Source organism: Streptomyces sp. NPDC044063 (genome assembly GCF_056434285.1).
Genome location: NZ_JBWKFM010000012.1, coordinates 187,017 through 197,665 on the forward strand (window position 1 = coordinate 187,017; position 10,649 = coordinate 197,665).

Consider the following 10,649-nt stretch of genomic DNA (forward strand, 5'->3'; position numbering starts at 1 on the left):
GGCTGAGGAGCAGACGTTCACGTCATATGGGGACGAGGTTCACACCGTGAGCGAGATGGGATGGATCTCGCTCGCGGGGTGCCCGCTGCGGGTGTGGACGCGCTGCACGGCCTCCGCCGACGGGGCCTCGGACAAGCAGTAGACGGTGCCCGAACCCGGATCGGCCCACGCCTGCTTGAAGTGCACGCCTTCCGCGGCCTCGTTGGCGAGGTCGGCCTTGTGCGCGGCCGACAGCTGGTCGGCCGTGATCCCCTTCATCCCGGTGTGGACGTCCATGAACGTGGCCATCGCGGCGCACCTCCTGATGTCGTTCGGCCTCTCTTCTCCCCTCCATCGTCACTCGGCACGGCGGCCGGCGCCGCCGTGGCCGGACGGCCGCTACGCTACGCGCCGGTAGGGGAACGGGACCGGCCCCGACGGAATCGGAAAAACGCGCGGCGAATCGAAATATTCCGCTCCGTCCACGCCATGCATCCCTCCTGTAACAATCCGAAACCAAAGGCTTGTTGGCCGCCTTTCCGACGAGCACACTGCTCCTCGTCGCGTTCCGCTGACAGCCCGCGCATCGCGGCATCCTGTAACACGCGCATCGGGGGAGCCGTATGGCAAAACGCTATGTCGGCGAAATCATCATCAGTCGAAGAACCGTCCGGATCGGACATGAGGTCTATCCGCTCGCGACCATCTCGCGGGTGCAGACCGTGCACATCGTCCGGCGCGGCCGGAGCTCGACCTTCTACCCACTGCAACAGCTTCTCGTCCTGGTGATCGTCGTCGTGGCGATCCGTGCGGGAGACCAGCTCATACCCTCGCGACTGCCGCCGAACGTCGACCCGTACACCGTGGAATCGGTCCGGCGGGTGGCCGACATCGCCATCAAGGTCGTCGGAGTGGTGGCTCTCTATCCGGTGGCAGTGCTGTGCTACCGGGTATTCCTGAGAAAAACCCGCTACGCGCTTCTTCTGGAGACCGCGGGAACGCAGTACACCGCACTGTCCGGGACCGATTTCGCCGAGATCCAGCGGATCAAGGCCGTCATCGTCGATGCCATCGAGAATCCGCCCGTCCAGGCGACCTCCGTGCGGGTGCACGGGGATGTGGTGATGGGCGACAAGGTGGGCCGGGACCAGTTCAAGAGTGGCTGACCACTCCTGTCGAAGGGCGGTAGGAAAATGGCTCGCTACGGCTACGGATACGGATACGACGACGGGGACGACGGAGAAGGCGGCCATGTTCACGGAGACGTGGTCCACGGGGACAAGGTGGGCCGCGATCAGTACAAGGCCGGGGACAACGCCCGCATCACGGTCACGAACCAGGAGGGTGTCTCCCACGCCGACCTGGAGGCCGCGATCGCCGAGCTGCGCACCTTCGTGGTCGAGTTGACCCACGAGGGACTCGTCGACCGCCGTGGCACGGTCATCGACCCCGGCGGTGTCGTGGCGGCCGTACAGTCCCGCTCCGGCCGCCTCCAGGCCCTCACCCGCGCGGTCGCCGGCGGCGCGCGCGACGCCGTGCTGTCAGCCGTACAGGGTGGAGTGGCCGCGCTGGTCACGGGGCTCGTACGGCCGGCGTGACCGCCGTCCGGCAGGCGACCGGCGGGAACGTAAGGTGCCTGCGTGTCCCTTCTCCGTTCCCGCATCATTTGCGCCGCCATGGTCCTGTCCACGGCCTTCGTCACGGCGTGTTCCGCCACCGGATCGCACCGGAGCGACAGCTCTCAGGAATCCGCACCCGACCCCGGCACCGACGGCCCCGAAGCCGGGGCCTCGGCGCGGGTGCGGCTGCCGCGTCCGAACACCGTCTTCGACTACCAACTCGGTGGCGCGTACGCGCCCGCCGGTACGGTACGGGCGGTCTCCCGTGACAGCGGGGCCAAGCCGGCCGACGGGCTCTACAACATCTGCTACGTCAACGCGTTCCAGACGCAACCGGGCGAAGCCGTCGACTGGTGGAAGAAGAACCACCCGGACCTGCTCCTGAAGAACGACGCCGGGCATCTGGTCATCGACGAGGACTGGGACGAGCCCCTTCTCGACATCTCCACCCCGGCCAAGCGCGAGGCCCTGATGAACATCGTCGGTCCCTGGATCGACGGCTGCGCCGCGGCGCACTACGACGCGGTGGAACCGGACAACCTCGACTCGTACGAGCGGTCCGACGGCAGGCTCACCGCCCAGCACGCGGCTGCCTTCGCCCGGCTCCTGGTCGCCCGGGCGCACCGGCGGAACCTGGCCGTCGCCCAGAAGAACACCACCGACCTGCTGTCGCAGCACGCCCGCATCGGTTTCGACTTCGCCGTCGTCGAGGAATGCGGACGCTACAAGGAGTGCCCCGAATTCAGCCGTGCCTACGGAGCCAGGGTCTTCGACATCGAGTACGGCAAGAAGGACTTCGGCGCCGCGTGCCGGGCGTGGGGGAAGGAGCTGTCCATCACCCTGCGCGACCGGGGGGTCAGCCCTGCCGGCGCGAACGGCTACGTGTACGACTCCTGCTGAGCGGACGCGTCGGCGGCGGCTCGCCGCGGCCGTGGACTCAGGCGAGCAGCGCGGCGGCCGCCGCCAGCAGGTCGTCGTTGTGCCCGGTGACATCCCGCTCGGTCAACAGGTGCAACTGGTCCGCCCGCACGCCGAGATCCTCCAGTGGGACGTCCACGTTGCCGCGAGCCCGCGTGGCGCGCCGCAGCGCCACGCGGAAGCCGGCGCCGCGCGGCAGCTCGCCGAGCAGCTCCGGCAGCCACACGCGCAGCAGCTCGTGCGTCCACACGTTGGCGCCGCCGGCGCCGGTCCGCCACGCGGTCCCCAGGACGGGCCCGAGGCCGTTGTCCTGGAAGCCGGCGGCGAAGATGTCGGCGGCCGAGTAGGACAGCGCGTCGGTGATCAGGACCTTCGGGCCCGTGTAGCGCGGCAGTCCGGCGGTGATCGCCCCGGGGTCGGTGAGCGGGAATCCCTGCGAGTACACCTCGCCGGTCTCCACCGCGGCGCGGATCGAGCTCGTCCAGACCCGGAACCCCGGATTGGACCGCGCCAGCGCCAGCGCGGCGCGGGTGGTCGACAGCGAGAAGCTCACCGGGACGACGGGATCCCCGCTGAGGATCTGCAGGACGGACTCCGCGGCCGGGACATGGCCTCCCGGGTTGCCGCGGATGTCCACGACGAGCCCTCCCTCCGGAGCGCGTGCCACGACCCGCGCCACCTGCTCGGCGAACAGCCGCGCGCCCGGGACGTTGAACGAGTAGACGCGCAGGTAGCCGTAGGGACGGCCGCGATACCGACGCGTGCGGTAGGCGACGACGCTGCGGAAGGCTCGCGCCGCCGAACGCCGCGCCTGGGGCGGTGCGAACAGCGTGCGCTTGATCTGGCGCGTGGCCTCGGCGCCGGCGTCGATGCCGAGGTTCGTCGCGAGCGTGGGCACGGGGTCCTGGGCCCGCCCCGCGTGCTGGTCGGCGGCGCGCACACGCCACGGGAGGCGCGTCTCCAGGAGGCCCGTCCCTTGGCGGCTTCCCGGGGCCGGGCGGTAGGACAGCAGCACCCAGCGCTCGTCCGGCGGGGGACCGGTCCGCAGCGGACGCAGCGTCAGCGCCTCCAGCCCGCGCGCCAGGCGGGCGTCGGGGTTGGAGCCCGCCTGCGCGGCCGCGTTGCGCTCGATCGCCCGCTCGATGGGGACCCCGTTCCAGGCTTCCAGCTCCGCGCCGCGAGCGAAGCCCGCGTGCTCGAGCGACTCGTCGATCCTGGACACGATGTGGTGGGGCGTCCCGTCGGGGTCGATGTAGCGCTCGACGAGGAAGCCCAGTGTGGCCACATGGCCGCGGTACGGGTCGGGCAGCTGGTAGACGGTGTGCAGGTCGCGCAGTTCCCGGAAGACGGCCGCGAGTTCGGAGTGGAACTGCGGCTCGCTCAGCGGTGGGAGGCGGCGCTCCAGCAGGCGCAGGCGCTGCACCGGATCCGTGGCGTGCATCGCCCGCTTGAGCGGGAGGTGGACGTAGAGCTCCTCGAGCAGGAGCCGGGCGGCGGCCACGAGCTGATAGCGGGCCGCGAGCGGCAGCGGGTCGGCGCCGACCCGGTCCATGAACTCGTCCAGCCCGATCGAGTCCGGCAGGGTCCGGGCCGGCGCCGCGACCGCCGGCCGCCTCACGCGTAGTACTCCGCGAGGTGCTGGAGCTGCGGCACCCCGCTACGGGCCACGGCGGCGAAGTAGGCCGCGTCGTGGGTGAGCGGGTCCAGAGGCGGGATCACCAGGTCCGGCGGGACCTCGCCGGCGGCGGCGAAGGCACCCACATCGCCCTCCGGCATGTCGCCGAAGAGGGCCAGCGGCGCCTCGGTGTCGTCCAGCGGCCCGCCCCAGGCCGCGAGCGCGTCCTGCGCGCCGTGCCAGGCGGCCACCGGATCGGCACGCACCTTCTCGAGCGCGCGCTTGACGCCCGGCCAGTCGAGCTGTGCGTCGATCCGGCCCGGCTGACGCACCGACACCCGGCGCTTGAGCCCGGCCACCGTGATCGCGTCGGTGTCCGTCGCCCCGGCGGCGGTCATCAGCGCCGGCGTCCCGTAGAACGGCCGCCCGCGGACCAGCACCAGCCGTACGTGGCGCTCGGTCGCGTCGATCAGGTTGCGGTACACATCCTGGGTCGGGTCGTGGTGTTCGAGCACGAGCAGGTCCGCGGCGCCGCCGCGTCCCAGTCGCCCCACCTGGGGTCCCCAGGCGGTGGCCAGCGCGTCACCGGGGTTCGCGGTGACCATGTCGCACAGGTCGCGGTCGCCGAAGTGGCCGCCGAGTTCGTGGCGGTTGACGGCGTCGGCGACCTTGAGCTCGCCGAGCACGTGCTTGGTCCCCGACGGCGACCAGTCGGAACCGAGGGCGATCCGCAGCCCGCGCTCGTGCGCCTCGACCACGTTCGTCGTGTCGTGGTAGAGCCAGTAGTTGGAGAACGGCGACCACACGAGGGTGCCCTTCTCCTCGGCGTTGATCGCCACCACCGCGTCCTGCCACTTCGTGAAGTCGGCGGTGGTCAGCGCCGTGCCGTGCACACCGATCAGACCCGGCTTCAGACACGGCTCGAGGTCCTCGAACTCGCGGTGGACGATCGACCCGACTCGACCCTCCGCGACGTGGTAGATCAGCACGCGCGTGCCGTCCAGCATCGGCGCCCGGTCCTCGCGCAGCACCTCGGCGTCGAGCTGGAGCGCCGAGGTCAGCACCATGTCGGCGCCCGCCGGCAGCTTCTCGTTGTCGATGATCCGCAGCAGCCAGCCGTCGACGGGACGCGTCGAGACGGGGGCGCCCTGGATGGCCGTGGTCCCGCCGATCAGCGCCTTGACCTCGACGTACTTGATCAGCGCCTCGGGCGCGGTGTGACCGAGCACCTTGGTGGGCCAGGTGACCGAGGTGGAGTAGCCGGGCGGGTGCTCCTCGTCGACCCAGCGGTCGTGGTGGAGATAGGGGACGCCGACGGCCTCCCACAGGGGGAGGGTGTTGTAGGCGATGTGGTTGTGGAGGTCGATCAGGCCGGGAAGGATCAGCGCGTCCGTGTCGATCCTCGGCGCGCCGGAGAACCCCGCCGGCGGGTCCTGCCCGGCCGACCGCACCGCCGCCAGCCGACCGTCGTCCCCGACGTACACGGCGCCGGGGTCGATGATCCGGTGGTCGCTGTCGAAGGTGACGACCGTCCCGAGCAGCACGAGCGCCATCAGCCCGGCGCCTTCCACACCAGCGTGTGCCCGTCGTCCGGCGACGGCCGGCCCACCGCGTTCTGCGTACCGTCCGTACCGGCCCGCACCCAGGCGTCGTCGCCCAGGAACCCCGGCACGCCGAAGGGCAGGTCGCGGCGGGGGATCGCGCTGTAGTCGGAATCCTCGAAGACGCCGCCGTAGGAGGGCCCGGTGTTGTCGCCGTCGTCGTCCGGCGTCACGATCGCCCGCAGCCGCGTGACGGCGTCGCGCCAGCCGTCGAGCAGCGCCGCCGCGTCATGGCTGGACGGATGGGGTACCTCGACGAGCTCGACCTGCGGCCGTGCGTCCCACAGCCGCACCGCCTCCTGGGCCATGAACCCCATGGCGACGACGGCCTGCAGCGTCGAGCCCGTCGCCCGGTCGTAGACCGCGTTGCGCCACTGGAGCTGCGCCGGCTCGTCGAGCCGGCCCTTCACCGCCATGGCCTGGTCGGGGTGGACCGCGTACGCCCACGCGTTGAGGCAGACGTAGGAGCGGGTGAGCCCGAGCTTGGTGAGGAAGCCCTGCACCCGCTGTCCGGCGTTGCCGACGAGGGTGCGCCCGGCGACCCGCTCGGTGGGCCCGGGATCCGAGGCCACGATCAGTACGCGCGCCGAACCGTCGAGCCGGCCGCGGTAGAAGACCGGCCCCCAGTCGTACCAGAACGCCGCCTTGTCGGGCGGATCGGGCACCTGCGCGAACAGGGCGGCGAACGGTGCCGTCGGCCCCCGGTCGAAATCCGGCATCGGTCGTCGCCTCCTCGCCGTGGTCCCGGCGGCCTCCGCCTCCGGCGTCGCGCCGGCGCACGGGGCACGCGGCCCGCCCCCAGCGTGCGCCGCCGCCGGGCGTCCGGCACCCGGAGAGAGGCCGTCCGGACGTACGGGGCCGGGACCTCGCCCGGCCCGCGGTGGTGTTTCCGTCCCCTTCCGCCGGCGAAGTATCGAAAGGGATGGCGTAGCGGAAGGGGAGACCATGACCGTGATCGTCGGGCTCGTCCACAACGGGCGGGTGCACCTGGGCGGGGACTCGGCCGGCGTCGCCGACTACCACCTCACCGTCCGACGGGACCCGAAGATCTTCCGCAACGGCCCCTACGCCATGGGCTTCACCACCAGCTTCCGCATGGGCCAGCTGCTGCACCACGCGTTCAAGGCGCCCGAGCCCAAGGGCGACCTGGACCGGTTCATGACCACCGTCTTCGTCGACAAGCTGCGCACGTGTCTCAAGGACGGCGGCTGGGCGCGCAAGGACTCCGAGCAGGAGAAGGCCGGGACGTTCCTCGTCGGCATATACGGCCGCCTCTTCGCCGTCCACGACGACTACCAGATCGAGGAGTCCGCCGACGACTACGCGGCCGTCGGATGCGGCGACGAATTCGCCCTCGGCGCGCTGCACGCCACCGCGGGTCTGGGCCTGAAACCACGCGCCCGCCTGTCCCTGGCCCTTCAGGCCGCCGGCCACCACAGCGCCGGCGTCAGCGCGCCCTTCACCTACGTCACCGCGCGCAAGCTCCCGGCCTGACGGTCCTGCCGGTCCCGTCCCGCGTCACCGGCGCGCTCCGACAGGTGAGCCGTCGCTCCCGAGCGCCCGGTCGACGCTGCGAGCGGCCGCCCCCGCCTTCCCGGTCGCCGTGACGGCGCCGATCACCGTCCTGAGGCTCCTGAGGTTCCTGAAGCTCCTGAGGCCGATACGGCCTGATCGGGCGGTCATTTGAGATGACCCCCGGCCACTCCGATAGCATGTTCGGGCTCACGATGATCACACTCATCGCCTGTTCTTCATCAGAAAAACGCCATCCAGCACGACGGACAACCCACTTAATCGACGTCTAGTAAATCGGCCGAATAATTGATATCGATAGACAACCGCAGAAGTAATTTCGCCGCGTGGCGTCAACCGCGGACGATACTGTGGGCCACGGCGGGCGTGGTGGCCCTCGGATTCCTCATAGCGCTGGAGATAGCCGCACGGCACTACGGCCTGCCGGGGCCGATGACGAATCAGGCGAAAGAGGTGATATTCGCTCCCAAGTCGGGGCCGCTGCTGTACGCCGGTATGGCGTTGATGATGGTGGTGCTCACCTGGCGGGAAAGACTCGTCGCGGCCGGTGTCGCGATCGGCATCGACCTCGTCTTCATACTGGTGCGGTGGGCGCTCGACATCAAAATGGCCCACGGCCATTTCTTCGGCAACGGCGCGTTGTGGGTGGTTCTGGGCTGTGCGGTCATCGCCGTCACGCGGCGCACCGGCCGGGAGCGGGCCCTGCTGCTGAAGGGCGTCGGGCTGGGTCTGCTGCTGGTGGCCGGCCGCAAGACCGGTGACACCTGGCTGCTCATCACGTCGAAGACCCGCCCGACCGTGCTCGACCAGTACCTGGCGACCGCGGATCACGCGCTGGGCGACCCGTCGTGGCTGGTGGGCCGGTTCGTCAGGGCCACCGGGACGATCGGTGAGCACCTTCTCGACTACGTCTACATCCAGCTCGCGGTGGCAGCGGTCGTCGTCGCGCTGTACCAGCTGCGCAACGTGGCGACCGAGCGCCGCTTCCCGACCCACCACCTGGTGCGCACCTTCCTGGTGATCGGCCTCCTCGGACCGGGCATCTACATGATCTTCCCGGTGGTCGGGCCGATCTTCGCCTACGGCGCCGACGGTGGGCACTGGGCGGTGGCCGACCTGTGGCCGAACACCGCGCCGACCGGTCTCCCGCACCACATGCCCTTCGACGAGACCACCCCGCGCAACTGCATGCCCAGCCTCCACACGGCGTGGGCCACCGCGATCTTCATACATTCGCGGAAGGGCCCGCGCATTCTGCGATTCTTCGGCGCGTTCTGGCTGATCACCACGCTCGGTGCGACGCTGGGATTCGGTTACCACTACGGCACGGATCTCATCGCCGGAGTGGTGTTCACGCTGACGATCGAGGCGGCTCTGCGCGCTCTCGCCCGTGGCTGGGACCGGTCGGGAACCCAGCTGGTCGCCTACGGCGCGGCGGTCTTCACCGCGCTCCTGGTTTCCTACCGCTATCTGTCGGTGGAGATGGCCGAATATCCGTGGGTATTCGGTCCGCTGATGATTCTGGCGATGGTCTCGGTGATCTACGGCTACATACGGACCACGAAGCGGTGGGAATCGGCGCCGCCGATGTCCGTACCGGCGCAGCGACGGGAAAGGCAACCCGAACCGGTGTGAGTCGTGTGCCCGACACCGGGCCGTTGTCGTCCGAGGAGGCCCTCGTCATGGTGAATGCCGTGGCGGGGGCCTCACCCGTACCGGGTGCGCCGTGGCCTGCGGCCGCCTGTGGCGCTCGCTCCGACGACGGTGCGCGGCACCGGGCCGATCCAGGCGCTGCCCGCCGCAGGGCAGTACGGCTCCTAGTCGCCACGATTTCGTGAACGTCCGGCCTCGCGTGTGCCGCCGAGCAGGCCGAGTGAGTTCAACAGGGTGGTGCACAGGGACATCCACGCGATGAACGCGCCTCCGCCGCACAGCATCGCACCGGCGGTACGGGTACCCGCGGCATGGGAAAGGACGCCTGCTACGACGGCGATGAGTAGCGAAGATACAAACGCCAAGGCCACGAGCAGCATCTGAACGGCGAATGTGGTCCGCACCGGTCGATTCCTTCCAGGAGAGGGGTCGACCAGTCGGCAAGCAGCCTCAGCCCGACCACCTGGTGATGGTCTGCTGAGACTCCTGCGGCGTTTTAGAGACTCATCTTCACTTGTCGTCGAGTTGAGCGCACCGCCCCCGTGGGACGCCGCTCGCGCTCCTGACATACCCCATGCCCGGCCGTCAGGCCTGGGCACAGCGAGAAGCGTAGCGGGGCGAAGCCATGACCACCATGGGCCATGACCGGACCGGCTGTACCCCCGGGACGGAGCAGCAGCGCGTGCGGACCCGGTCTGCGGCCCGCACAGTGGTCGTATGGCTGACGGCCCGCGCATTGTCGTCTACCCGCCCGACCACACCGGCGGTCGGCGGGTACGCGCTGACGGAGACATCCTGGGCATGGCCTACACGCTGCGCGACCTCGATGAATTCCTGCGCCGCGCGGGCCTTGAGGTCGGGAGCTACGACATCACCGATCCCGCACTCGTCGAATGGCGAGGGGGCGGCCCGGACGAGTGGGGCCTGCCGGGATAAGGGCCGACCGTATTGATCGATCGCCTCAGGCGTTCGCGCAAGCCGGTGCTACGCTCCGGAGCATGGGAAACCGCGAAGCCCTGCTGACGGGCGCGAAGGCGTGCCTGCGGCAGAAGGGGTACGACCGCAGCAGCGTCCGTGACATCGCCACCGCCGCCGGAGTGAGCATGGCCGCCATCGGCTACCACTACGGCTCCCGCGAGGCGCTCCTCAACCAGGCCCTGTTCGACATCCTCGACGAGTGGGGCGACGCGATGGGCCGGGCCCTCGTCCCCGACGCCGACGGCTCCACCAAACGGCACTTCGCACAGATCTGGCAGAGCCTGATCGACGACTTCGGCGCCCACCCCGACCTCTGGCTGGCCTCGATGGAACTGTTCATGCAGGCCCAGCGCCAGCCCGACCTGCGCACCGCGCTGGCCGACGGCACCGCGCAGGGCCGCCGGGGCATCGCCGCGATCCTCAAGGGCGTCCCGGAGGAGACCGTCGCGCAGGAGGACGTACGGACGCTCGGCAGCGTGCAACTCGCCCTCATGTCGGGCGTGATGATCCAGTACCTCGGCGACCCCGCCACCGCCCCGAGCGCCGACGAGATCCTCCAAGGGGTGCGTGCCCTGGCCGAACTCGCCCGCTGAGGCGACAGCCGCCGCGCCCCGCTCTCCGGCGTGACGGACCGGGGGGGGGGGGGGGGGGGGGGGGGTGGCGCGCAACCAGCACAACCACCCCCCCCCCCCCCCCCCCCCCCCGCGTGCTGGTGCCCCCCCCCCCCTCCCCCCCCTCGCACGCGCGCGACCC

The 10,649-nt window shown here is 70.4% G+C and carries 12 protein-coding genes; 7 read left to right on the plus strand and 5 right to left on the minus strand.

All coding sequences use genetic code 11. The features are described 5' to 3' along the window. Nucleotides 1-39: 39 nt before the first annotated feature. Complete coding sequence (locus AC07BS_RS17385) at nt 40-288, minus strand: SCO4226 family nickel-binding protein (RefSeq protein ID WP_478639347.1); 249 nt, start codon at nt 286-288, stop codon at nt 40-42. Nucleotides 289-602: 314 nt separating this feature from the next. Here AC07BS_RS17385 and AC07BS_RS17390 point away from each other — a divergent pair, with 314 nt between their 5' ends. The 3 genes from AC07BS_RS17390 to AC07BS_RS17400 are packed head-to-tail and all read left to right on the plus strand — an operon-like array spanning nt 603 to nt 2,498. Further along, entirely contained in the window at nt 603-1,145 is a 543-nt protein-coding gene (locus tag AC07BS_RS17390) for a DUF6232 family protein (protein WP_478639346.1), read from the plus strand. Between the two features lie 27 nt (nt 1,146-1,172). Then, on the plus strand, nt 1,173-1,577 hold the full coding sequence (locus AC07BS_RS17395) for a hypothetical protein (protein WP_478639344.1): 405 nt from the start codon (nt 1,173-1,175) through the stop codon (nt 1,575-1,577). A 42-nt stretch (nt 1,578-1,619) separates the two neighbouring features. Then, the gene (locus tag AC07BS_RS17400; protein WP_478639343.1) at nt 1,620-2,498 is read left to right on the plus strand and encodes an endo alpha-1,4 polygalactosaminidase; all 879 of its coding nucleotides are present in this window, start codon (nt 1,620-1,622) and stop codon (nt 2,496-2,498) included. Between the two features lie 37 nt (nt 2,499-2,535). Here the strand turns inward: AC07BS_RS17400 and AC07BS_RS17405 are convergent, their stop codons facing one another. Genes AC07BS_RS17405 through AC07BS_RS17415 form a run of 3 tightly spaced genes read right to left on the minus strand, consistent with a single transcriptional unit; the run spans nt 2,536 to nt 6,451 of the window. Next, entirely contained in the window at nt 2,536-4,134 is a 1,599-nt protein-coding gene (locus AC07BS_RS17405; RefSeq protein ID WP_478639341.1) for a S41 family peptidase, read from the minus strand. Then, nucleotides 4,131-5,684, minus strand: a complete 1,554-nt coding sequence (locus tag AC07BS_RS17410) for an amidohydrolase family protein (protein ID WP_478932989.1) — start codon at nt 5,682-5,684, stop codon at nt 4,131-4,133. Before AC07BS_RS17410 ends, AC07BS_RS17405 begins: the two co-directional genes overlap by 4 nt. Next, nucleotides 5,684-6,451, minus strand: a complete 768-nt coding sequence (locus AC07BS_RS17415; protein ID WP_478932991.1) for a uracil-DNA glycosylase family protein — start codon at nt 6,449-6,451, stop codon at nt 5,684-5,686. Before AC07BS_RS17415 ends, AC07BS_RS17410 begins: the two co-directional genes overlap by 1 nt. Before the next feature lie 226 nt (nt 6,452-6,677). Between AC07BS_RS17415 and AC07BS_RS17420 the strand changes: the two genes are divergently transcribed. Both AC07BS_RS17420 and AC07BS_RS17425 read left to right on the plus strand, forming a co-directional pair. After that, a complete protein-coding gene (locus tag AC07BS_RS17420) occupies nt 6,678-7,226 on the plus strand; it encodes a hypothetical protein (RefSeq protein ID WP_478639335.1) in 549 nt (182 codons plus the stop codon). A gap of 384 nt (nt 7,227-7,610) precedes the next feature. Then, complete coding sequence (locus AC07BS_RS17425; RefSeq protein ID WP_478639435.1) at nt 7,611-8,900, plus strand: phosphatase PAP2 family protein; 1,290 nt, start codon at nt 7,611-7,613, stop codon at nt 8,898-8,900. Nucleotides 8,901-9,082: 182 nt separating this feature from the next. Here AC07BS_RS17425 and AC07BS_RS17430 read toward each other — a convergent pair whose 3' ends face one another. Then, nucleotides 9,083-9,322 (minus strand): hypothetical protein, encoded by a 240-nt coding sequence (locus AC07BS_RS17430; protein WP_478639333.1) that lies wholly within the window; start codon nt 9,320-9,322, stop codon nt 9,083-9,085. A 313-nt stretch (nt 9,323-9,635) separates the two neighbouring features. Here AC07BS_RS17430 and AC07BS_RS17435 point away from each other — a divergent pair, with 313 nt between their 5' ends. Continuing rightward, nucleotides 9,636-9,854: a hypothetical protein gene (locus AC07BS_RS17435; protein WP_478639332.1), complete on the plus strand. Its 219-nt coding sequence runs from the start codon at nt 9,636-9,638 to the stop codon at nt 9,852-9,854. Nucleotides 9,855-9,916: 62 nt separating this feature from the next. After that, nucleotides 9,917-10,489 carry a TetR/AcrR family transcriptional regulator gene (locus AC07BS_RS17440; protein WP_478639331.1) on the plus strand — a complete coding sequence of 191 codons (573 nt, stop codon included), beginning with the start codon at nt 9,917-9,919 and terminating at the stop codon, nt 10,487-10,489. Nucleotides 10,490-10,649: the final 160 nt, after the last annotated feature.

Bases quoted from the DNA above. Each gene is read 5' to 3' on its own strand.
- AC07BS_RS17385 (WP_478639347.1), bottom strand. From the start codon at position 288: ATGGCCACGTTCATGGACGTCCACACCGGGATGAAGGGGATCACGGCC.
- AC07BS_RS17390 (WP_478639346.1), top strand. From the start codon at position 603: ATGGCAAAACGCTATGTCGGCGAAATCATCATCAGTCGAAGAACCGTC.
- AC07BS_RS17395 (WP_478639344.1), top strand. From the start codon at position 1,173: ATGGCTCGCTACGGCTACGGATACGGATACGACGACGGGGACGACGGA.
- AC07BS_RS17410 (WP_478932989.1), bottom strand. From the start codon at position 5,684: ATGGCGCTCGTGCTGCTCGGGACGGTCGTCACCTTCGACAGCGACCAC.
- AC07BS_RS17415 (WP_478932991.1), bottom strand. From the start codon at position 6,451: ATGCCGGATTTCGACCGGGGGCCGACGGCACCGTTCGCCGCCCTGTTC.
- AC07BS_RS17420 (WP_478639335.1), top strand. From the start codon at position 6,678: ATGACCGTGATCGTCGGGCTCGTCCACAACGGGCGGGTGCACCTGGGC.
- AC07BS_RS17435 (WP_478639332.1), top strand. From the start codon at position 9,636: ATGGCTGACGGCCCGCGCATTGTCGTCTACCCGCCCGACCACACCGGC.
- AC07BS_RS17440 (WP_478639331.1), top strand. From the start codon at position 9,917: ATGGGAAACCGCGAAGCCCTGCTGACGGGCGCGAAGGCGTGCCTGCGG.